This window comes from Tenacibaculum sp. 190524A02b (assembly GCF_964036645.1).
Lineage (GTDB): Bacteria > Bacteroidota > Bacteroidia > Flavobacteriales > Flavobacteriaceae > Polaribacter > Polaribacter vairaonense.
This window is the reverse complement of sequence record NZ_OZ038525.1, coordinates 4,240,520-4,262,460: the sequence shown is the minus strand read 5'-3', so window position 1 is coordinate 4,262,460 and position 21,941 is coordinate 4,240,520. Positions and strand designations below refer to the sequence as shown.

Sequence of the window (21,941 nt, the reverse complement as noted above, 5' to 3'; positions counted from 1 at the left end):
TTATTTGGTTAGCGCATATCTTATAGGCATTTCATCTTGACTTTTTTTACAGGTTCCATGATAAACAGTGTTGTATAAAGAGGCCTTTATGCTATGTTTATATAGACGTTTCCATTCATATTTTTTTTGCATTACTTCTGAAGTTTGTTTCCCTATTTCTGTATTGTGAAAGGTTCGCATAGCTTCAAAACTTTTGTGTAAGACTTTTTTTCCTAATAATATTGATTCTGTTATTTCAACATCCTCAAAGTCTTTTCGGAATAAATCAAAATGAACTAGCTTCTTTCCTACTGGAATATTTACTACCAGAACCTCATCATGCAAGGACTCATAAAACTTATTCTTATATTTTGTTGCTTGGTTTTCTTTTAAGAATGTTTCTAAATATTTTTCTTCTTCATAAATTAAATCTACATCATTAATTATCATATGATAGTAATCTCTAAGATTCAAGTAGTCTGCAATTCCACCAACAAACACTATTTTAGATAGGTCTATTTTTTCAAAAAGGTAGCGTAACACTTTTTTTTGCTCCTGATAAATTAATCGGTTATCTAATGCTATGTAGTTATTGTTTACCATGCTACTTGTATTAGGTTTTTTATCCATGGAAATTTTATAATGGAAATGTTCCAGTTGATATTGTTTATTAAAATATCTTGTGGTTTGCGTTCTACTTTTACGTGTATTTTTCCTTTTTTAATGGTTAATTTTCCACTTCTTTGTAAAAACTCATTTCTCAACAACTCTATGGATGACGACTCCATTTTCGTCCAATTTGACAACATTGATTTCAACATGTTTTCTACTTCTTCTTTTTCGTTTTCTGTAATGTCTACAAATCTATTTATGGGTTGGTTTTCTGGAATACCACATAGTATTTTTTCAAACAGCATGTTATTTTCATACGCTTTTGTTTCTTTGGTAGCGATGTAGTGTAGTAAGTGTGCTGCTTTTACTGGATTGATTAATTCCTTTTTTTCTTCATCAAACAATTCTAAATTCTTGAAAAAGTATTTTAAAAAAGGATGTACCAAAATAATTCCCACATTTTCAACATATAGTTCTGTATCAGATAAGGTTTCTTGACTCTTTTTACTTCCTATTAATTTATTTTTTAAATGGGTTAAGTTTTCAGAAATCTCTGTATTAATTTTTATTTTTTCTTTTTCTGATAATTCAGGTGGTGGAACTTTTAAAGTTATTTCCGTTGTATAATTTGTTGTTGTTTTTATTTCAAAATTCTCAAAGGTTTCTTTTAGTTTTTTTACAATTTTACTTGTGTTTATGTTTTCTTGATTGCTTATTTTTTCTAGCAATTCTAATCCTGAAGCTATTTTTTGTATTACATTTTCTTCATTTACTATTGTAACTGCTGTTTCTAATTTTACTACTTCTTTACGTTGTTCTTTGGTTAGTTTTTCAAGGTGTGTTTTTGAGAACTTGACAATACTCCCCAAAACTTCTTGTAATTTTTTAGAAACAGGAACTAACTTTATTATTTGCTCTTTATCTTTTGTTCTGAGTATTTTTTGAAGCTCTAAAATAATTTCACGGATTGAAGAATGTTCTTTTTTAGAATTATTTGAAATGCGTTCAATCGTGTTTCCTTTTTGAATTAAAGAATGTACTTGAAAAGCGCGTAATAGCTCGTGTTTTACTTTGTGAAAGTTCAATAACAGTTTTATAACTGATGTTTTCTTACTTTTTTCTTCAATAAACTGTTTTATAAAAAATAGTTGAGTTGTTGTTAAATTTTCTATAGTAATAAGGGCAAAAAGTTGTATTAATTTTTCTAAGTTACTAGTTTGTTTATTGTTAAGTATCAGTTCTAAAATAACGGTATCCCAAAACAAGAAGCGTTCTTCTGAGTTTATCGAAATTTTTTCTATTACTGTTGCATAGATTGTATTTAGGATACTTATAACTTTCAGTTTTTGCTTTTCTGTAAAAGTATTATCTGTTTTAATTGCTCTTACTAAACAACTTACTAATTGATCGTTATTGAACTGTTTTATAAAACGTTCTCTAAATATTTTGGTTTCTAATAATTGAACTTCTAATGTTATAGTATTTAAAAGTGTCGTTATTTTAGTTGTGTCGGTTAATGTCCACCAGGGTAACTTACCAGTTCTTAAAAATGTTTGTAAAATTTCTTTTTGACTGGTATTTTCATTTATTAAAACACTTTCATTTTGAGTGTCATTATCTAATAAATTAGCCTCTATAGCTTTTATTATATTTTTCTCTACAGATACAATAGCTTCTTCTTTTATTTGGCTAAAATCATTAGCAGAAGCAACTTCTATATCTATTGACACATCTTGAAGTCTAATACTGTACGCACTACTTTTTGTTGCAATTGCTTCCAACTTTTGTTCTAAAAGAGGAAACATGGCGTCTTTTAAATACTCTAGAAAGTTGGTTTTAAAATGACGTCCACTTTCTAGAGAATCTGTATTTACCTCTACAAATACTTTATGAATGATATGTGTGTTATGCAACTGCAAAATTCAAATTGTTAAGTGTATTAATTATTGAATTATTTAGTTCAGTGTTTTCACCACATTCTCTTTGTACTTTTTCTAAGAATGATTTTAATCTATTTATTTCATCTATATTGAAATTAATACTTCTAGCAGTTCCTAAAAACTCACGGATATCAGTATCCATTCGTTGTATAAAATCTGAGTTGGGTGTTTGTTCTTTTTTAAGTTTACAACACCACATTAAGTAATAGATATTAATATAGGCTTCTGCTAAAAATCGAACGGCTACTTTATTATTTCCTGTTGAAATTATTTCTAAAGCATTTAGCAAATCGTCAAAAACAGTAGTATTAGGAAAGAATGATTTTATAATTACTTCCACATTTTCATCCGAATCTAATTCCGCTCTAAAATCTTTTACTTTTTGTATGGTTTCACTATAACCGCTCCATAAAGTAGCGACGTTATCATCAAGTGCTCTTCCTATTTCTGCTTTTAAGTTTTCATATTCTTGCTCAAAAAATCCTGTGTAATTATCTAATTCTTTTACACAGCTATTGGTTACAGGAACAGATAGTATCATGGTTTCAATGTCACTTTCACCACAATTTTCACTCACCGTTTGCATAGTCACTATAATTTGTCCCTCTTCAGTATTTGGAATTTCACTTAATAGTAACTCTATTCTTCTTCTATTTCTTCGGGTGATTGCTATGCCATTTACATTCCAGTTATAAGCTTCTGTAATTTCAGACTCATTCTCTAGTATTAACAACTCACCTTCAATAAATGCATTAAATATTGGTGCAGGAATATCTAAAATAGTTAGTATTAAATCAGTTGGGCTTCCATTGGCAAAAACCGTAATTGTAGAAGAACTGGTATTACTTGGTTCAAATGCCCATTGCCCGTTATCGGTTACCGTAATTCCTTCTGCACTTAAGCTTATTCTTATTCCATCTGGTATTTTAAATGGGTAAATGTTATTGTCATTTCTACAAAATGTGGTAGGTTCTATACTTATTTGTGGAGGTACCACTACATCAATAATAATACTTTCTGAATATTCACTTGTACAAACTCCTGCTTTTGCTTGTACTACTACCAATGGGCGTAAACTTCTTTCTCCTAGTTGGTATGTATGTGAAATTCTAGTTTCAGTAGTGGTTTGTATAGGAGTACCATCTCCAAAGTTCCAAGTAAATGAAGTTCCATCAATAACAGGGGTTTGTATTATAATAAAGTTTACTGTTACCCTGTTTCCAACAGGTTCTTCCATAGTATCTACCTCAAACCTAAATGCGGGTTTAGGCCACACGATAATTTGACAATTGGTTGCAAAACCATTTACGGTAAAAGGTATTGGTGTGTTATATAATTCAGGGCTTACCAAATTAGGGTTAAAAATAAATGCACCAACATCATTAGTTGTTACACCTCCGTTTAATCCTTCTCTTACTACAGCCGCTACAATTCCTTTAATAGGCAATACAGCAAAAGCTAATGGCAATGTTGTTTTATCAAAGCAGATTTCTTTTACTGGTAAGCTTAATTCTACTTTTGGTATTTCTAATAGTATTTTTTCGGATATTTTTGTGGAGCATCCATTTTTAACGCCTATTAATGTTACCTCTACTTTTAATTGTTCCTCTTCCACAAAATAATCGTGTGCAATACTTAATTCCGAAGTTGTAATTAATGTAGAACCGTCTCCAAAATCCCAAGTATATTCAACACCTTCTTGTCCATCTTCTTGTTGAATTTTAAAGGTTACTGTAATGATTCTTTCTGGTGTGGGTTCGCTAAGTGTATCTACAATAAATTCAAATTTTGGTTTTTTATTAACTGTAATTACACAATTCGTCTCAAAATTATTAACGGTATATGATATAGGTTTTCCATGTAATTCTTTAGATACTAAATTAGTATCCAACACAAATTCTCCATATTTATTTATGGTAACTCCTCCATTTAATCCTTCTTCTACCTCAGCTTCTACAAAACCTTTTTTAGGCATTACATTAAATGGAATGGGTAGTGTATGTTCATCAAAACAGATTTCTTTTACTGGTAAGCTTAAATGAATATTATTTTCATCACAGCATAAATAAGGTATTGAAAAATCGGCTACTACTGGTGCATTTACAATAATTGGTTCTTCTACATCGTCTCCTATAAAATCTCCTGCTAATGAAACTGATTTTGGATAATTATACGGATAACCATATCCATATGGCCGTGGGAAATCATCATACTCACTATCTATATAAATTAGAATAAAAGTTCCGCCTGGTACTACTCCTGCTTTATGTTCGTATCCATGATTTCTATATAAATAGTCTTTTGTATATGCATGTAAAAAATCTTGACTTTGCTCAGGCGTTGCTTTTATTTTTAAAGCAATAATATTAAAGCTAAGGTTTTTCTTTCTTCTAATTAGTTGAAGTGATTTGATCACCTCTTTATAATTTTTACCTTGATGTCCTTCTATTCTATAAAAATCGGCATCAATACAAATGTCTAACGGCTTTTTATAATCTAAATGTGCTGTATGATAACTTCTGTTTTTTCTTTGTTCATTATGAATTGTTTTTTCAAAATCCCAAAGACTAATTAAATGTTTACCTACATTGTTATAAAAAGGGATGGCTTTTTTACTTAGTTTTCCTAATTCAAAAGACGGTGTTATTCTAATATTAGTATAGTTAGCATTGTAGTTTATTAATAACTGTAAACTTCTTTTTACTAAGCTATATAGTTTGGCTTGTTTTTTATTTTGACTTTGATACAGCCTTTTAATCGTTCCTTCAATATCCCAAATTCTTTCATGTACTGTATGTTCTTCTTGATTTTTTAATGATGCATTGTTAAGTATAGTTTTGCATTCATTAAAAATTGGCGATTTGTAAAAGTTATGTCGATATTCTCCTCTTTTTTCTTCTTGTATTTTTCCTAACATAATGTGCTTAGGAAATGCTTTGATATCAACTGTACAAGATAGGTTGTAATCTATGCAACGTAATTGTTCTTTAATTTCATTATAAGTATCAATAATATCTTTTAAGATATCATATCTATATTGAAAATCTGGAGGAATTTCGGTTTCTGATTCGTATTCAAAAAGATGCTTATAGGCTTTTTCAAACACTTGATACCATGAATTTAAACGTAACAAGCTAAAAAGCTCTTCGTAAGCTTTTAAAGTTCTTTTACTAATATCATTTTTAAAAACATATTGAGTAAACTCTCTTTTTAGTTCTATATAATCAGAAAAATCTTCTGGTTGCATTAATACTCTGTTCGCTATTAAATCAGGAAGATTCTGTAATCCTGTGTTTGAAAGATTCGCCTGGCTATTACTAATAGTATCGTGTTGCATTATTAGTTTTGCTGTTGCTGTGCTTACTAATAATACTTTTAAATTATGATTTACTTCCAAGCCTTGATTATCACAAGAAAGACTTACACATAAATCTTTTTGCTTGTCATATTCCTCCAGATATAACAATACTACGGCATCTTCTATAGCTATCTTATTATCTATTAACTCCTCTAGTTCTTCTGTTTCATCTTGTAATCTTTTAGAAGCATTGACTTGCGGCAAAGTAAATAACTCATATATTTCTAATTGATCTCCATCTTTATAGAAATGAGGTTTGTATTTTGCTTCGTCATTATCATACGGTTTAAAAAACCTATAAATATTTGCATTGGTTTGAATTTCATTATCAGCTCCGTAAAACTTTAACAAATCTCCATCTGTAGTAATGGCTGTTCCTTGAGTAATGATAATATTGCTACTTGATTTTCTATAACTTACTTTAAAACCACATAACAATCCAACACCACTTAAAAATACTCTTGACAACCTATCTTGATCATCAAAATAGTTTACCATTTCATTTAATTGCCCTTCTGTTAATACTTGATTTTGGGTAAATCGACGATAGTTTGTTGTTATATCTAAAAGTTTCGTAGCCATGATTCGTGATTTTAAAGTGATCCTAAGTTTGTTTTCCCTAAAATTATATTTCCTGATAATGATTCGTTGTCATCATCACTACAATCAAATAATCGCCCTGTAGGATATACGTTTGATAGTTGTGTTAGTTTCTGTATAAACTTTATAAGTTCTTCTTCTGGTTGTATTTGTTCTAAGTTGGTTTTGGCCAATAAATAGGCTTTATAAGCTTCTTCAAATTGTAACAAATCGTTCTCTTCTTGATTCTCAATTTCATTTGCTCTATAACCTATCCAACATATTTTGGGTAGAATATGTGATGGAAGTGTTTCTTTAATTATCTTTTCCATATAATTTCTAAAATCGGTATTCATAAATCGGAAGGTGTATCCTGGAATTACAATACTTACTCTGTAAGAATATGGATCAATCGGCTCACATTTTTTACATTCTTCTCTTTTAATAGGTAAGAAAGTTTTAGGAGGGTGATTGTTTTCTGTTACATCGGGACGTAACATAATATGTTCTACTAAAAACAAACCTTCTTCAGAAAAATCGTCTTTTAAAAATTGAATTAAACCTAAAATGGAGGTTTCTAATTCCTCTTGCGTTGGATAATAATTAAAACGTTTTGCTATAATTCTATCCGGATTGTGTTCACTTTTAATAGCTGGATTAATAATATCATACGAATACTTTCCTGATTCTGATTGATGAATTAAAATATTATCAATAATCAACTCTTCTTTAAAAACAAGAGGTTTGCTAAAAACTTTCTTTATTTTATCCTCTGAGGTTTGAATAATTTGAGAAATCGAAAAATATAACTCTCTGTTAGCTGATGATAAATCGTAATATTCTTCTGTAGCAGATAAAATAATTTTTCCTTCATTATCTCTTAATCGCCAACGATAGACTTTTTCACTATCTGAATTAATTAAGGTATAGGTTTCTACATTAGTTTGTTGTGATAAACTTCTTCGGTTATAATTTTTAATTCCTAATAATCTTGCTATTCTTTTTTGTGTACCGCTTACATTATTGGTATTCCATAAAAATTCAGGAGCTTGTTGATAAAAGTTTGCGGCATTTCCTCTGTCTTTACTGGTAACTTTATAATCACTCAAAAAGTCTTCTTTGTTTCTTAACACCATTTCATCTGTAGTGCTACCATAAATAGCGCGCATTATAAATGTGTATTCTGAAAAACGTTCGGCAAATCGTGCTAATAAATGATCTAATAATTCGTTTCTACGTTCTATATCATTGTCTTGTTTTCCAAATAGTTCTTGTGTTAAAAACACTTCGTTATTTACATCATAATTTTCTACCAATTCATCTATTCCATCAATATCTTTAATGGCTTGTGTAAATAATGTTTGTGTTAAGTTTCCTTTTACAGATAACAGGTTACTTACTTCTCCTAAATGTTTAAAATAACTTGCTAAAACTTGATCGAAAAACAACAGATATGCTTTGAGTTGTTTTGCTTGTGATTTACGAGCTGTAGTTGGTTTATCTATTAATCCTTCATTTCCTATTCCGTAAGTTAACGGAAATTCATTTTGAATGGAAGTATAATCTGTTAATTGATATTTTTCTCCCTCTTTAAGTGTGAACGTTTTATTTTCACTTGCTTTTGTTTTCTCTACTTCTTCCTCTTCTTTAAACTCTTCTAAATATTGTGCTACTTTTAGTTTGTTTATGGTTAATGGTAATACACCTTTGTTATAATTGAATACACTTTTGTCACACAATGTTGGCTTTTGATATGCTTTCATACACAACAACCAATCGTCTAACATAGTCGCATCTTGAGCGCAATCTCCCATAGCAATTTCTTTTATGTGTTTTACGCCTGGAATACTCATTATCAATTTTACAATGTCTGATAATCTTACTTCACTTCTTAAATCGGCAGTTGCTAATTCAGCATCATCAATAAATCCATTATCTAAAATTGGTCCATCAAAAATTTCTGTTGCTGTATATCCTTTTTCTAACATTTGCTGAATGGAATAAAAATTTACAGTAGGTGAAAAATATGCATCAATAGCTCTTAAAATTAAAGCATGAATCTTTTCTTCATCTGCCATCGTTTCTACTTCAATATCTGCACATATTTTAATTGGATAGGTTCCAATTGGTTTTACGGTTACAATATCTTCACATAAATTTCTATTGGCATGAAAACGTTTTTTTACTGCTGTATCAACATTCGTTGTATTATCCAATACTTCTTCTTCATAGTCAATATAAATATCATAAAGTCCTTTTAATGTAAAAGCATCTTTAAGATTATTACTTAAATGATTAACATCTGATGCTTTGTAAGATAATTGTCCTTTTTCTAAATCAGCATGCACTTCTTTTTTATGTTGCGTTAACCAGCAATTTTTAACTCCATCAATATCTATAAAAAGCTTGCGATAATCATTTGCGGTTACAGGACTTGTTGGTAGTACTTCAGATGCTTTGAAAAACTGATTATGTATGCCTCCATTTTCATCAGAGGTTAAAATATGTTCAATAGGAAGGTCAATACGCATTCCCAAATCAGTAATGGCATATGAAAGCACTTCTAATATGGTAATACCCGGATCATGCGAATTGAAATCTGTCCATAGTTTTCCTCCTAATTGTTCAATGTATTCAATTCCTTTTTCACGTAAGAAGTAATAATCTAAATCATTTTTAGAACTTACCTTTTTAGGAATACTTATATGTTGGTTTAGTATAGACATTGTTCAGATTCTTCAATTTTAATATCATTACAAGTAGGCACATTCGTAGAAACACTATGAGTTTTAGAAGATACTAATATGTGTTTAGGGCTAGATGGAATCATTGTTTTTTCAAAAGTTACCTTCTTTAAAATTTCTTTATTTCCTTCTGCTAATTGTATATCATCTTCTGCTGAAATCTTAGCCATTTCTAAGGCTACTAAATAATCTACATACGGTAATTTTTCTATATAATCAATAACACTACTACTGTTTAGTTCAATACCAAACACAATATTTTCTGAGGTGTCAAATGCCCAAGGTGATAGTAATTTGGTAATATCTTCTTGCAATTGATCTTTATAAAAATTCTCATCAAATTCTGGATAGAATTTTACACTCACTTTTACATGTACTCTTTCATATTGTGCATTGTCAACCAAAGCTTCTACTTGCATACCATTTAGGCTATTGATATGTTTTTCTATTTTATTTAAAGTGGTTTGACTTAGCCTTGGTTCATAAATATCAAATACATTTCTGTTGATGATATCTGGGATTACAATTACCAATACATTTCCAGGTGCTTGAAAAGATGTTTTTGAGGTATGGTTTAAACATTTGGCTCTATATACTTCTGGAAATTCTTCAAGAATAATGTGTTCATAATCCCAAAGATTAATGGCTCTGTTTTTATGACGTAAACGTTCGCTTACTCGTTGGTAATATTTTACATCCGTTTCTTCTGGTCTTCCTCCAAAAGAACTATATGGCTGATAAACTCCTTTTACTTGTGGTATTCTTGTTACTAACTTTGCAATAGTTTCTGCACTTAATCCATTTTCCAAATGCGATAATTCATTGTTGTCATTTTGAAAAGTGGCAATAGTTGCTTGGGCATGGATTCCGAATACTTTACAAACGGCATCAAAACTTTTGTGCATTTTAGCACGAATCCAAATTACTTCTTCTGAGAACTTCGTATTGGTTGTGGTAGCTTGTTCTGGTATTTTTATTTGAACAATACCCGACTTTAAAAAGTTATCTACTTCATTAATTATTATTTCTTCTTCTAATACTTTCCAGTAATTGTTACATAAAACAGACCAACTTACGCCTTGCTTTCCTTTAAAAGTAGCTACATTAGGATTTTCACTTCCTTCTAATACTTGAATTAGCATAGCTACTTGTTGTAAAGGAACTATATTAGCAATTCCAATATATAATTCACCTCCATGACAATAATCTGGTACTAAATAACAGCTCGTATCTTTTGCTATTATTTTAGCTACTTTGGCTTGCTCTTTTAAATATTTATGCTCTTCATAAGTTCCAAAAACATCATTATGAAATAATTGAATTCGGTTAGTATTGCATATATCTTCTGTAACTTTCTCTAAATCCACCATTTCTTCAGCAGCATAATCTAAACTTATGGTTTCTACCAAAGGTGTGTACGGAGGATTGGGTATTGGTGCTTCATCATTATCTGAAGTAAAAGCTAGCGTATACAATATTGGGTATAGCGTGTGTAAAAAAGATTGATTGGTAGTCAATTTTATAACACCATCTTCTTCTAATTCCTTCTTAGTATTTGTTAAGGTAGTATTTAATATATAGCTACCGTTTTTTTGCTTATTAAATAATACTACTTTTTTATCTTGAACTTTCCATTCTTCCTTTTGAAACAAACTTAGCGTAGCCTTAAAGTCTTCATCTGAATTAATAATTGAGTCGGATTCATTAATCACCATTTTTGTTGAACGGTCTGTTGTTGTCATTCCATCCACTGGTTGATTGGCTTCTTTCACTGGTTCTTCCGCTATTAGTACACCATCTATATAATCTGTTTTGCTAACCTTCTTTAAAAATGATTTTTTATACCCAATATAATGGCTCACAAAACTACTCGGTGTATTCATCCACGTAGCATTTACTTTAATGTCTGTCCATTTTTTCAAGAAAGCTTCTGGATAATTAATTTCAAATGAACCTCCTCTAATGGGTTGACTCGTAAAAGGCATAAATGGCTTTTCTGGATTAATGATTCCAAAATCATTTTCTAGAGCTAAACTCATCACCTCAAAAACAGCTACATTTATTTGTATGCTTTTAACTGCTTTTTTTACTATTTTTCTAAAGAAATCATGACCTTCTTTGGTGGATGTTTTACATAAAAATCGGAAAACTGGTAAATCAGTTGTTAAATTACTTTTTAAACGTTCTTCGTTATAGGCTACAACAGGAGGTAACTCTTTAGGAATTGTTATTACAAGTTGTAGTTTATTAGTAGTAATATTCGTTTTTTGAAATGTTTTTTTCCCTTTTACATGCAACGGAAGTGCTAGTTTTGATAAGCTTACTTCTTGCCAAGCTTTTTTATCACTATAAGTAACTTCTATACACTCCGCTATTTTTTCAGGCGTAAATCCTGTAGCTTCAATTTTGTTTTTAAATGTGATGGTAATGCTTACATTTCTAGTGCCTTCTTGTAAATAGAAAAGCGGAGAAGCAATACTAAACCCTAATTGAGGACTTGGCAATTCTGTATAATTTTTTTCTGAAGAATTGTACCCAAAAGGATACCAAAAAGGAGTCGTTTCTGGTAGTTCTTTTCCTATTCCGTCAAATGAATTGGCTACTGAACTGTATTTAATTTCTCCTTTGTAAATATCATTATACGTACTTTTTAAACTTACAATAGAAGCTTTATTAGCTATAAAATCTTTGTTTAGTTGATAAACTAACTTATTTCCCTCCTTATCTTTTTTAGCATCTAATGCTGTGTTTTTTACTATTTGTTGTTCTGAAACCTTTTTCGCTAATTCAAAAAGAACATGGACTTTATCTTCTTTAGGTGGTAGTTTTTCTATTTTTAAAATGTCTTTATAGAAATAATCCAAATGCCTTTTGGTCAATGCATTGAATCTCTTTTTAGAAAACTCTAATAGTTTTAAAAAACAAACAAATAACGTTAAGTGTGGTGTTAAATTCCCTTCCTTTTCATAACTTGTTAAAACCTCAGCTATACTTTTCTTTAATCGGTTATATTCTTTATTTGTTCTGTCTGGAAACTCCTTATCTGATAGGGCTATCATATCAAAAAATGATTGCCAATCTCCTTCTGGAGTATCCGTATTATCTATTGAAAAATAGTTGACTTGTTTTGCAAAATGGAAAGCAAACAACAACCAATCCTCTATAGAAAAATCATGTAACTCTATATTCTCAGGATTTAATGCATGCTGAACACGATCGGTTTGATTGGTACCGTTTCGCCTAAAAATAACATTGTTTATATGACTGCATTTGTTACACATTTTGCTAGTTTGTTTGGTTATATATTGGTTCCTTCTTCTTTATAAAATGGAAATACAAAATTGGTTCTTGAGTTTGTTGCTCTGACTTTATAATCAATGGCAATAATTAATTTGCCTTCTAATACATCTGTTTCAGAAATATCAATACCTAACACATCTATTCTTGGTTCATGATAAAGTATAGCCGTTTCAATCAATTCTGATACGTAGGTAATTAATGTTCTGTTTAACTTTTCAAATAAGAGCTCTTCTAAATTGCATCCGTACTCTGGTAACATTACGCGTTCTCCTAACTTAGTGGTAAGTAAAATGTGTAAACTCTTTTTTATGTCTTCCTCTTCGGAAGTCATAATTACTTCATTATTTCCTTTTACAAACTCAGGTGGAAATCCCCAACCTGTTCCTAAAAATGCTCTTTTGTTTTCCATCTTTTCTGTTAGTTATTGGCTCTTGGCTCTTGGCTCTTGGCTCTTTAAAGTTTTATTTTCTAAATACTTTACCTCAAAAACAACCTGTTACTTATTATCACTTCTTAACTTTACTCACTGTTTTTCAACACTCAACACTCAATTACCACTACTAATATCACCCTATTAAAACAGTAGGTTCTCCTGCTATAATTGTTCCTCCATGTGCTGTTGAATCTCCCATTCGTGCTGCTGGCATGCCTCCTATTAATACGGTTGCAGAGCCTACAGCTATCGTATCAGGCGGACCAACACACAATGCCATATCTCCAACACGTGCCGCTGGTAATCCTCCAATTAATACTGTTGGTTCTCCCGCAGGTAAAATTGGACCTCCCACATGAGGAATAATTCCTGTTACCATTGGACATACATGCATATCTGTTATTCTTGCTGCTGGATTTCCCATAATTCTTTTGGCTTTTGGCTTTTGGCTTTTGGCTTTTGGCTTTTGGCTTTTGGCTTTTGGCTTTTGGCTTTTGGCTTTTGGCTTTTGGCTTTTGGCTTTTGGCTTTTGGCTTTTGGCTTTTGGCTTTTGGCTTTTGGCTTTTGGCTTTTGGCTTTTGGCTTTTGGCTTTTGGCTTTTGGCTTTTGGCTTTTGGCTTTTGGCTTTTGGCTTTTGGCTTTTTTTAGTTTTTAATGCTAAAAACTAAAAACTTGTTACTGATTATTATTCCTTAACTTTATCTACTGTTTTTCAACACTCAACACTAATTTATCTGTACTAATGAGCCTTTTAAAACAGCAATGGCACTGGTAGAAACTTCTGCTCCTGCAGAACCTTCTGCTTTAAACTCTGCATTGGCTGCAATTGAAACATTGGTTCCTTCAATAGTTACATCTCCTGAGGCTTTTATCGATATATCCCCAGCACTTTCCATCACAATTCCACTACTATCCATAGTAATGATATTTGAATGATCGTCCTCTACTACTATAGTTCCTGCATCTTCATCTAAAGTGACTGATTTCCCTACTGGAGTGGCAATAGTGATCGACTTTTTATCATCGTCAAAGACAACCTTCATATCACTTCGGGTAACAAAACCTTTTTCATGATTGTCGTCACTTGCTGTAATAGGTGATGGCTTCCCACTACTGTGCAACATTCCTAATACCACTCCGTTATTTGGATCTTGATTAATAAAACCTACTATTACTTCATCTTCTATTTCGGGTCTAAATACAGAACCTCTGTTTTCTCCTGCATCTAACAATGCTAATCGGCACCAAATTCCTTGCTCTTCATTATTAATAATGGGGATTTGTACTAGAATACGTTCTTCTCCATCTGGATCTCCTTCTAATTGAGATACAATTCCGATTTGCAATCCTGAAATTGCTGGTAGTAATCCAGAAGCTGGTTGTGCGCTGATTTCAAAAGTTTCGGAAAACCATTCTGGATTCAATCCAAATTGTGCATTTACTACCCAATTTCCTTCTGTTATGGTATGACTTACTGCTGTGATATAAGCATTGCCATTAAAACGGTCTCCTACACCTTCCAGTTTAATAATGGTGTTGGGTTTTACAGTAGGTATTCCTTGAAACTTTACGCGACCTCGTACCTTGGCTAATTGTTGAAACAACCACTTTGCATCTGCCCAATCCTGTAAAGAAGTGTCCTTTACAGCTCCACCATGACGTAATTCATAATTCTCTACCCCAATAGTCTCTGTTAAATCACTGGCGGATAAGTTTCCATTTAAAGAAACCGCAGGGTCTTTAGCTTCTATTTTGATTAATTCTTGATCTGAGAAGTTCCACCCATAAGAAGATATTTTTTCTACTTGATGACGTGCATCTATTTCTGCATCAAAATCTAACAAGGTAGCTCCAAATGAAACTGTTTCTAATTCACTTTGTGATAAGTTGGGTTTTGCTATGGTAACTTTTCCATCGTCTACAAAACATAGTTTACCATTAGCTTGCGCTCTAGACAGCATAAAATCCCAATCTGAGGCATTGTATTGTACTAACTCTAAGTGTTTTTGATTGGTACTTTCTACCTCTTTTTCTAAACCATACTTCCCTAATAATTCTTCAAAAATTTCGCTATCCTTACTTTCAAAGTAATAATTACTTTTTCTACCAATGGTCATTTTAACGGCTTCATCTTTACATTCTATAATTAAATGTGTGGTATTGGCTCTAATTTTTAAATTATGCTTAATAATGATGCCTTTAAAAATGGTTTCTTCATCTGAATGATAACCAGCTGTGATTTCTACTTTTTTCCCTGGAATTAACAATTCTTCATTACTTAATTCGAAATCTCTCGTAGCTGCCTCCCCATCAATTAATACTATCTGAGCAGTAGGTATTCTGTTTACTTCTTTAGTTACCAACATACTTTTTACTTGGTATACTGAAGACAGTTCTTCTCCTTCTACTAATAATTTATAAGTTATTAAGTCTGGACTTTTTGAGGTTGCTATGACTCCACTATTATTCATTATGATATTTTTGCTATTGGTGGAAAAAATAATTCTTGACCAGGCTGTAACTTTCTAAAATTACTCAGGTTATTCACCTTTGCTATTTCTAAATAGTATTTTGGATCTCCATAAATCTTATACGTCATTAAAGGCAAGGTATCTCCATCTTTTACAATTCTATAGTGTGTTAAATCTGGCGATTGGTTATTTTCTTTTGCTACCCTTTTTTTAGGTTCTATATAAGCTATAAATTTTGCTTTAGCTATGGCACGTAATGGTGTTCCATCTGCTTTAAATAGTTTGTATTCAAAAGAAAGGTTAGTGAGTACACAATTAAAATTTAAAGAGCCCCAAATAATTTTTAGGTAATTAGGTTTGTGCTTATCTCCATTATAATCAAACACTGCTTTTTTAAATTTCTCTATATCTTCTATAATTCCTTTGCCATGATCTTTATAGAATTTTTCATCTTGTTTTGCTTCTTTATCGTTTCCAAAATGAGCTATTACTCCAGTTCTATCAAACAAAAACTCTAAATCTAAATCTGAAGGTACGGATCTGGTAAACTTAGGATCTGAATTGCTATTTCCTGATCCTTGTTCTGTTTTGTATTCTGTTTTATACGTTTGTGCGTATTTATCTGGATTTAAAAGTGCTGTATAGCGTAACTCTTCAATCTCGTCTTTTTTCTCAAACGTATCTTCTTTATAACACCTAATTACCAGTTTTTGTAATTTACCTTCGCTCATGATTTTTGTTTTAGCGTTCTTTTTGTTTTTCTAAAAGTTCCATCACTTCTTCAATAGTAGTATTTACTATTGCTTCTTTGTTTTCTTTAGTTTGTACACTTGTATTAGAGCTTTCCTTATTAGGCCCTTCTTTTACATTTATTTTGATGTACAATTCTTTAATTTCTATTGGCATTTTAACTAACAGTAAAATAATTGTAGGATAATTCTATGGTTTCTATAACTACCTTATTTTCTTCGGCATTAAAATCGGCCACATTCCATTTTACTGGATATGCGTGTGCTATTTTCCACGTTTGTAGTGCTTCCTGTTTTTCATTAAGTAAAGAAATGGTTAAGTCAACGGGCTTTATTTCAAAATTTTCCAAGGCTTTTTTACACCATTGAATGATTCCTGAATCAATAAGTAACCCTCTTTTTAAAACTAAATTTGGATACTTTGTTCTTACTGGAATTTTATGTTTGAATCTATTCTCGCCTCCTTCGGCGATTTCTTCGGTTTCAAGATCTACTGAAAGACCTGAAACCGATTGAAACCGATGATCATTATCTTTATTTGCTATGTCTGAAAACTTGACGGTAAATTGAAAGCCTACTGGTGGATAATACATAGCGTTGTTTTTATACGATGGTCAATTTCTCGTGAACAAACTCAGCTGTTTCAATAGCTATCTCGTTTCCATCCGCCTTTAAATCGGTGGGTTGTACTTTGGTTATATAAGCATTTTGTGCTTTCCAAGTTACAGCTGGGTCTCCATTTTCATCTAAAAGACTAATGGTTAAATCGCCTCTAAACTTTTCGCCACTTTCTTGAAAGTAAACTGTTTTTGCCCATTGCTCATAAAACTGTTTGCTTTTATCTACAAAAGTTCCTCTTTTTATGGTAATGTTGCTATACTTAAATAACCCAGGTTGTTTACTTTTATGGTATTCACTATCTGCACCGCCTCTGTATTCTATAGTTTCATTTTGAAAATCTAACCCAGATACTTCCGTACAGTTAATTTCAGTTCCTCCATGTGTCACTTTAAAGGAGAACTTTGGTATTGGATATGCTTGTGCCATGATTTTTATTTTTTAATAATTAGATGTATTGGTTTGTTTTATGCTTCTTGCATTTTATGAGAGAATTTTAGAATGATAAATTCTGCTGGACGTACAACAGCCATTCCTATTTCAATAATCATGTTTCCTTCTAAAATATCTTGTGCGGTCATGGTTTCTCCAAGGCCAACACTTACATAAAATGCTTTATCTGGAGTTGGGCCTGCTAAAGCTCCTGCTCTCCATTGTAGTGTTAAGAAGTTATCAATCATTGCTTTTATACGTACCCAAGTATTTTTATCATTAGGCTCAAAAACAAATTGTTCTGTTGCTTTTTTTATAGATTCTTCTGCCATGTTAAAAAATCTTCTCACCGATACATAGCGCCATTCATTATCATTACCTGCTAACGTTCTTGCTCCCCAAACTAACGTTCCTTTCCCTATAAAGGTTCTAATAGCATTGATTGATTTTCCTGCAATAGTATCTACATTTAAGTCTCTTTGATCTTCGTGAGATACTTGTACTGTTGGTTTAATTACATAATTTACTCCAACATTAGCAGGTGCTTTCCAAACACCTCTATCGGTATCTACTCTAGCATACACGCCTGCCATAGTACTACTTGGTGGTAACTCCAATGGTAAATTGGCTATTTCAGCTAGAATAACATTATAAACGCTGTTGTTTTTACTTGCCAACTCATTTAGTGTTAATCCGTCATACACGCCATCATTATCTAAAGCTTGGGCATCATTCATTGCCGATTGTACTGCTGGAACTAAATCGATAATAGCTTGTATAGTAGTACTGATGTTTGCTATGGCTGCTTTTGCATCTGCTGATGCTGTTTGCTTATCGGCTTTGTTAGCTGCCGCCGCTAAATCATCAATAGCTTGTTGTAATACTGTTTTCATTGTTTGCAAATCACTAGCTCCATCTGTTATAGCAGTATCTAAAGCATCTGAAGCATTAGTAACTGCAACAGATATTACATCTGGATCTTCATCATCAGCCGCTGCAGTTGAAGCAGTGGCAGCTGCTGCAGTAATACTTGCTCCTGTAGTTTCTATATTTCCGAAGAGTGTCATTAAATCCCCTGTAATTACATTTTGATTTGGAATTTCAGGATCTATAGTTGCTAAAGTTGCAGCACCGTCATTTATAATAGCATCACTATCATTTAAAGCTGTTGCTAAGGTAGCAGCATCTGCTAAATAGCCATTTAAAGTGGTTACAGCATCAGAAACCGTAGTAATTTCAGTAGCTAAAGAACTTGAATTATCTGAGCTATGTGCTATGGTAATGCTACTAGCATCATATGCATAATTCAAAATAGTTTTTAAGAAAGGATAATACGCTGCTCCGTATTTTAAATAATCTTTCTCTAAGTTAATTTTATCTCTTAAAATACCAATGTTTGTATCTGTTACACTATCGGCATCATAGGTTCTAGTATCTATAATGGTAAATCGATCTTGTAATTCATTACATTGAATTAAAGCATCTTTAAATAATCCGTAAAAAGCATCATCATTAGTTAATGCCGTAGCATCTGGAAATACTAGTAAGGTAACCTCGTCTACTTTTCTAACCGCAGCTAACCCAGCAGTAAAATCAGTTTCATCGGTTATTGCCGTTACTTTTTGTCCACCTGCTTCATCTCCATATCTACCTACCGAAGTAATATAACAGGGACCACCACCATTAGCAAAATACATTTGTAAAGAGTAGTACATTAAAAATGGTTCTCTTGTTTGTGGTTCAGTTACTACAATAGTTCTATCTTTATCTCCATTGGCATTGGTAACATCTTCAATGCTAACGCCAATGGTAGTTTCTTTTTTTGCAAAACCAAAATAGGTTTCGTACTCCAACATAGAGGTAATTCTTGTTGGGATTCCTTCTAAATCTCCCTTGGTTTTATTTGTTGCTTTTTGTGTGTAACCAATAAAAGCAGGGATGGCTGTTTCTACTTGAGCTACCGAAGGTGGAAACTTTACTATTTCCTCTACGTAAACTCCTGGTGTTTTGTACGCTGACATAATGACTAGTTTTTGGTTTAAATTTGTTTTATATAACTATTTCCGAGTAATACTTTTGTGCTTCTTCTGTTATGCTTTCAGCTGTTGGATTAGGGAAATAATAATCGTTGTTTGGTGGATTATCTAAATCTTGTTTTACAATTTCTACACGCCCATTTTGGGTAAGTGGTTTTTCTTCCGTAGTGGTCATAATTAAATTGTTACTGATTTCTTTATACCTCCAAAACGTTTTTCTATTTTCTACACAAATGGTAAATTCTGGTATTGTTTTTAAAAGGCATTGTTTAGTAACATCAAACTGTTGACTTTCTTTATTTTTCACCAATACATCTTCTACTAATTTTGTATTGTTATTGCCTTCCATTTGTAATTGTATAATACCGATTACTCCTTGACTTTTTTGGACTTTAACGGCGGTATTTAAAACATTCAGGATTTTTTCTTCTTCTTTTGTTAAAGCTATAGCGTTGGTTATTTTATTTTCAATAGTGTCTAGAGTAGTCTGGTCTATATTTGCAATGGTAACCAAGCTTGGCATTGGCAGTTGTGCTTGTTTTGCTATTTCTAACTGATGTACCAAGCTTCTTGTTTCTTTTTCAGACAGAAGAAAGTCCCCCCATTTTTCTGTCTGTGTTGAAGCATCAAAAATATTGGTTACCGTGCTGTTGGTGTTGGATAGTGTATATAGTTGGTGTTGTTTTTTAGTTACAATATTGGTGTAATTTTCAAAAAATGGATCGTGTACTTTTATATAAAAGGTTAATTTGACCTCTGCATTTAACGGGATTTTAGTACTAAATCTTGTTACTTCTAAATTCCCTTCTTCTGCGGTTTCTTTTTGAGCTTCCGCTATTATTCTCAACCCTTTTGCATGTTGCTTTGCTAATAATCTATGATTTTTTAACTGCATTACAGTTTCTGCTGTAGGTACTATGGTTAAAAAACTATTTATATCATAACTTTCTTCTGCCTTCTTTTTCTCTGTTTCTGTTAATGGTGTAATCCCATTATTATTTTGTCCATTAAGTGTAAAAAATGGTCGTTCTCCTTCATTAAGAAAGTAAGTGTGGTAAAGATTAATATTGCATAGGGTTTTATATAACATCTTTTACTTAGTTATTAATTAGGTTTTTATTTTCTACTCCTGAAATCACAACTCCTTGTTTGGTAATTACCTCTCTTTCTATTTCTAGTAATGTTACTTTATATAGCACTGATGGGTATTGCTTTCCTCCTAATGTTCCCCATATAAAATTTAGTTCCTCAAAAGTTGGCGTATATAACTGTGTAATGAACTTGAAACTTTTTAAATCATCTAAACCATCAATACCATCATAATTGGTATTGTTATGGGTAAACACTTTTTTTCCTTGAAAAAATGCTATGATCTTGGTCAGGCTTTTTAACGACTCTGTATAGGTTTGTTTATCTATACTAAACAATACATAGATATTTAAATAAACTTTTGGGTTTTTATAGTTTACGGAAGTACCACTAATACGATTATTAGGTGTGTTTTTTAAAGCAAATTCTTCTTGAAGATTAATTAAGGTTAGAGAGATGTCTGGGCTGTTACCTGGTGAATTACCCTCTCCGTCTGCCATAGCGATGTTAGCTAAAGACACGGCTTTTTCATCCAGATAGTTATTCAACTCTTCCGTTATGATTTGTAGTATTTCAAAAATCATTTGCAGTTAGTAGTTTGGTTATTTAGTTTGGTACAACTCTTTATTAGTTAAAAGAGTCTAGTGTAAAATTACTTTCAGTCTTGTAAAAAATCACCAATGAAAATCACCTTTAAAAAAGTTGTTTCCCCTTGTTTATTTATAGGGGTTATCATTTTAAAAAAAGGGGAAAAACCTATTATTTCTTTTTACAAGATTCCTGATATTGTACTTTTTTTCTTCATCAAGAATTATTTAATTATAATAAGGAAGCACAACGAAGCATAGTGAGGACTATGAACGAAGGGTAGTAAGGAAGAGCAACGAAGCATGGTGAGGACTTACAACGATAACTAATGAGGAAGAACAACAAAGGAAAATTAGTTCTACTTCAATTGGATAAGAAAACTTTTTGACCTTTTTCCTATTTTTCACATGATATAAACATAGGTTTTCTTATCAATTGTTATTCTATTTAAAAAAACGCCGCTCAAATTAAATTAAAAATGTAACATTCCTTATATAATTACCATGGAAAATATACCCTAGATTTTTATAGCTATTATTTTTTTTATTTTTCTCTTTTAAAACAGATTTAACTTAGTTAAATCTGAACGTCTGGTATCGAAAAAAATTGCTATTCGCTTATCCTTTTTACACACTTCTCATACTGAAGTTTTCGTTTTATATAAACATTTAATTTAAACCTTTATAAAAATGAAAAATTTTAAAAATTTTGAACACGCCGTTTTAACTCGCGAACAACGTATGAATATTAAAGGAGGTAACTCTTCTGGAGATGGTCGTCATGATGTAGTTTGTATTGATAAAGATGGTAAAACAATTACAGCTAATAATATTACTGAAGATCAATTCAATAATCTTTTACCTTATATAGAGCATTTAGATGTAACATGTAATTCTCCTTGGTAAGCAGTACCTTTTAGTTTATAGAAGTTAGACAAGAGTCCAAGATTTGTTATTTTACTGTAGCCAATCTTGGACTTTTATTTTTAAAGTTTTTTCTCTTTTACCAGTCAT

17 protein-coding genes are annotated in these 21,941 nt (G+C 31.6%); 2 read left to right on the top strand and 15 right to left on the bottom strand.

The window, feature by feature from the left end; all coding sequences use genetic code 11:
• The 7 genes from ABNT65_RS17195 to ABNT65_RS17165 form a co-directional block, all read right to left on the bottom strand.
• Nucleotides 1-609, bottom strand: a complete 609-nt coding sequence (locus ABNT65_RS17195) for a hypothetical protein (protein WP_348746429.1) — start codon at nt 607-609, stop codon at nt 1-3.
• A complete protein-coding gene (locus tag ABNT65_RS17190; RefSeq protein WP_348746428.1) occupies nt 576-2,510 on the bottom strand; it encodes a contractile injection system tape measure protein in 1,935 nt (644 codons plus the stop codon). Before ABNT65_RS17190 ends, ABNT65_RS17195 begins: the two co-directional genes overlap by 34 nt.
• On the bottom strand, nt 2,497-6,471 hold the full coding sequence (locus ABNT65_RS17185) for a hypothetical protein (protein ID WP_348746427.1): 3,975 nt from the start codon (nt 6,469-6,471) through the stop codon (nt 2,497-2,499). The genes ABNT65_RS17190 and ABNT65_RS17185 overlap by 14 nt, the downstream gene beginning before the upstream one ends.
• 11 nt (nt 6,472-6,482) lie before the next feature.
• Complete coding sequence (locus ABNT65_RS17180; RefSeq protein ID WP_348746426.1) at nt 6,483-9,194, bottom strand: hypothetical protein; 2,712 nt, start codon at nt 9,192-9,194, stop codon at nt 6,483-6,485.
• On the bottom strand, nt 9,182-12,493 hold the full coding sequence (locus tag ABNT65_RS17175; protein WP_348746425.1) for a baseplate J/gp47 family protein: 3,312 nt from the start codon (nt 12,491-12,493) through the stop codon (nt 9,182-9,184). Before ABNT65_RS17175 ends, ABNT65_RS17180 begins: the two co-directional genes overlap by 13 nt.
• Nucleotides 12,494-12,510: 17 nt before the next feature.
• Nucleotides 12,511-12,921, bottom strand: a complete 411-nt coding sequence (locus ABNT65_RS17170; RefSeq protein WP_348705573.1) for a GPW/gp25 family protein — start codon at nt 12,919-12,921, stop codon at nt 12,511-12,513.
• 157 nt (nt 12,922-13,078) lie between these two features.
• Entirely contained in the window at nt 13,079-13,369 is a 291-nt protein-coding gene (locus ABNT65_RS17165) for a PAAR domain-containing protein (protein ID WP_348705571.1), read from the bottom strand.
• A 7-nt stretch (nt 13,370-13,376) separates the two neighbouring features.
• Here ABNT65_RS17165 and ABNT65_RS17160 point away from each other — a divergent pair, with 7 nt between their 5' ends.
• Nucleotides 13,377-13,613, top strand: a complete 237-nt coding sequence (locus ABNT65_RS17160) for a hypothetical protein (protein WP_348746424.1) — start codon at nt 13,377-13,379, stop codon at nt 13,611-13,613.
• Between the two features lie 57 nt (nt 13,614-13,670).
• Here ABNT65_RS17160 and vgrG read toward each other — a convergent pair whose 3' ends face one another.
• Genes vgrG through ABNT65_RS17120 form a run of 8 tightly spaced genes read right to left on the bottom strand, consistent with a single transcriptional unit; the run spans nt 13,671 to nt 20,924 of the window.
• Nucleotides 13,671-15,416: a type VI secretion system tip protein VgrG gene (gene vgrG / locus ABNT65_RS17155; protein ID WP_348746423.1), complete on the bottom strand. Its 1,746-nt coding sequence runs from the start codon at nt 15,414-15,416 to the stop codon at nt 13,671-13,673.
• Nucleotides 15,416-16,147 (bottom strand): LysM peptidoglycan-binding domain-containing protein, encoded by a 732-nt coding sequence (locus ABNT65_RS17150; protein ID WP_348705565.1) that lies wholly within the window; start codon nt 16,145-16,147, stop codon nt 15,416-15,418. Before ABNT65_RS17150 ends, vgrG begins: the two co-directional genes overlap by 1 nt.
• Nucleotides 16,148-16,157: 10 nt before the next feature.
• A complete protein-coding gene (locus tag ABNT65_RS17145) occupies nt 16,158-16,322 on the bottom strand; it encodes a DUF5908 family protein (protein ID WP_348705563.1) in 165 nt (54 codons plus the stop codon).
• Nucleotide 16,323: 1 nt separating this feature from the next.
• Entirely contained in the window at nt 16,324-16,758 is a 435-nt protein-coding gene (locus ABNT65_RS17140) for a phage tail protein (protein WP_348705561.1), read from the bottom strand.
• 10 nt (nt 16,759-16,768) lie between these two features.
• Entirely contained in the window at nt 16,769-17,212 is a 444-nt protein-coding gene (locus ABNT65_RS17135) for a phage tail protein (RefSeq protein ID WP_348705559.1), read from the bottom strand.
• 38 nt (nt 17,213-17,250) lie between these two features.
• Nucleotides 17,251-19,236: a phage tail sheath family protein gene (locus ABNT65_RS17130; protein ID WP_348738560.1), complete on the bottom strand. Its 1,986-nt coding sequence runs from the start codon at nt 19,234-19,236 to the stop codon at nt 17,251-17,253.
• 28 nt (nt 19,237-19,264) lie between these two features.
• Entirely contained in the window at nt 19,265-20,341 is a 1,077-nt protein-coding gene (locus ABNT65_RS17125; protein ID WP_348746422.1) for a hypothetical protein, read from the bottom strand.
• 7 nt (nt 20,342-20,348) lie between these two features.
• Nucleotides 20,349-20,924: a DUF4255 domain-containing protein gene (locus ABNT65_RS17120; RefSeq protein ID WP_348746421.1), complete on the bottom strand. Its 576-nt coding sequence runs from the start codon at nt 20,922-20,924 to the stop codon at nt 20,349-20,351.
• Between the two features lie 693 nt (nt 20,925-21,617).
• Between ABNT65_RS17120 and ABNT65_RS17115 the strand changes: the two genes are divergently transcribed.
• Nucleotides 21,618-21,833 carry a hypothetical protein gene (locus ABNT65_RS17115; RefSeq protein ID WP_348746420.1) on the top strand — a complete coding sequence of 72 codons (216 nt, stop codon included), beginning with the start codon at nt 21,618-21,620 and terminating at the stop codon, nt 21,831-21,833.
• Nucleotides 21,834-21,941 lie beyond the last annotated feature (108 nt).

What these genes read in the sequence shown, in the direction of transcription:
- ABNT65_RS17195 (WP_348746429.1), bottom strand. Translation starts at nt 609, where the DNA reads ATGGATAAAAAACCTAATACAAGTAGCATGGTAAACAATAACTACATA.
- ABNT65_RS17185 (WP_348746427.1), bottom strand. Translation starts at nt 6,471, where the DNA reads ATGGCTACGAAACTTTTAGATATAACAACAAACTATCGTCGATTTACC.
- ABNT65_RS17180 (WP_348746426.1), bottom strand. Translation starts at nt 9,194, where the DNA reads ATGTCTATACTAAACCAACATATAAGTATTCCTAAAAAGGTAAGTTCT.
- ABNT65_RS17175 (WP_348746425.1), bottom strand. Translation starts at nt 12,493, where the DNA reads ATGTGTAACAAATGCAGTCATATAAACAATGTTATTTTTAGGCGAAAC.
- ABNT65_RS17170 (WP_348705573.1), bottom strand. Translation starts at nt 12,921, where the DNA reads ATGGAAAACAAAAGAGCATTTTTAGGAACAGGTTGGGGATTTCCACCT.
- ABNT65_RS17165 (WP_348705571.1), bottom strand. Translation starts at nt 13,369, where the DNA reads ATGGGAAATCCAGCAGCAAGAATAACAGATATGCATGTATGTCCAATG.
- vgrG (WP_348746423.1), bottom strand. Translation starts at nt 15,416, where the DNA reads ATGAATAATAGTGGAGTCATAGCAACCTCAAAAAGTCCAGACTTAATA.
- ABNT65_RS17150 (WP_348705565.1), bottom strand. Translation starts at nt 16,147, where the DNA reads ATGAGCGAAGGTAAATTACAAAAACTGGTAATTAGGTGTTATAAAGAA.
- ABNT65_RS17145 (WP_348705563.1), bottom strand. Translation starts at nt 16,322, where the DNA reads ATGCCAATAGAAATTAAAGAATTGTACATCAAAATAAATGTAAAAGAA.
- ABNT65_RS17140 (WP_348705561.1), bottom strand. Translation starts at nt 16,758, where the DNA reads ATGTATTATCCACCAGTAGGCTTTCAATTTACCGTCAAGTTTTCAGAC.
- ABNT65_RS17135 (WP_348705559.1), bottom strand. Translation starts at nt 17,212, where the DNA reads ATGGCACAAGCATATCCAATACCAAAGTTCTCCTTTAAAGTGACACAT.
- ABNT65_RS17130 (WP_348738560.1), bottom strand. Translation starts at nt 19,236, where the DNA reads ATGTCAGCGTACAAAACACCAGGAGTTTACGTAGAGGAAATAGTAAAG.
- ABNT65_RS17125 (WP_348746422.1), bottom strand. Translation starts at nt 20,341, where the DNA reads ATGTTATATAAAACCCTATGCAATATTAATCTTTACCACACTTACTTT.
- ABNT65_RS17120 (WP_348746421.1), bottom strand. Translation starts at nt 20,924, where the DNA reads ATGATTTTTGAAATACTACAAATCATAACGGAAGAGTTGAATAACTAT.
- ABNT65_RS17115 (WP_348746420.1), top strand. Translation starts at nt 21,618, where the DNA reads ATGAAAAATTTTAAAAATTTTGAACACGCCGTTTTAACTCGCGAACAA.